The sequence below is a fragment of the Psychrobacter sp. 1Y4 genome (assembly GCF_051847555.1).
In genome coordinates, this window is the sequence record NZ_JBPYDE010000187.1 from 1 (window position 1) to 1,003 (window position 1,003).

At 46.5% G+C, this 1,003-nt stretch carries 1 protein-coding gene; it reads right to left on the reverse strand.

From position 1 onward, the window contains the following. Positions 1-4: 4 nt before the first annotated feature. Positions 5-1,003: fatty acid desaturase family protein (locus ACS8FC_RS15145; RefSeq protein ID WP_439297378.1), on the reverse strand; the 999-nt coding region annotated here is incomplete at its 5' end.

Here is a 1,003-nt window from a genome sequence, read left to right on the forward strand (position 1 = left end):
CACATTACCATGCATAGGATAAGGCTTGGCGGACAACTGGTGGTAAAAACCGACCAAGGCCACCTTTGACCGCTAGTTTGGTCTCACGCTCGATACGATTATCGGTATCTGACATCGACGCCTTATACGCATGCCATTCTTGTTCGCTAGGTTTGCTAAAGTGGTGGATACGTCCTATTACTTGTCGCAGCTGTGTACTAAAACGTCCAGTGTTGTAGGCCAGACTGTATTTGTGGCAGATGGCTTTTACCTGCGGGGCGATACTGGCATAGTGGCTGGCTGGCATATCAGGAAAGATATGATGCTCAATCTGATGCGATAAATTGCCAGTCAAAATGTGAAACCATTTATTCCCTTTGATATTGCTAGAACCCAAAATCTGACGCACGTACCAATCGCCTTTGCTCTCATCAGTATCGAGATGGGTATAGATATGTGCTTGCTCAGTGAAATGACCACAGAAAATCACCGCCCACGTCCACAGGTTACGAACCGTATTGGCCGTCATGTTCCCGCTCAGTGTGCTTAGAGCACTACGACAGCCTAGTGTCATTGCTACTATGGCTGGCAGTGCAATGTAGTCTTTACCCACTTGCCGGCCGATTTTGGCAAATAGTGCGCGAGATTTTTGCTGCATGATTTTATGCAAGTCAAGGGAGTCGGCGTATTCATCGACACTGATCTGAATATCATGAAAGGCTACCGCCCATTCAAAGCCAAATGCCAGTACCGCTGTACTAAACATATTGTAGCGATCTTCTGGCGTCCAAGGCTGCTCATCGGTCACCCGAATTAAGTGATAGCCGACATCATGATCTCGACCAACAATATTGGTAAACGTATGGTGTAAGTAGTTATGCGAGTGTTGCCACAATGGCGCAGGGCAAACAATATCCCAATCAAACTTTTGACTGTTCAGATGCGGGTGCTGCATCCAATCATACTGACCGTGCATGACATTGTGACCAAGCTCCATGTTGTTTAATATCTTGCTAAAACTTAG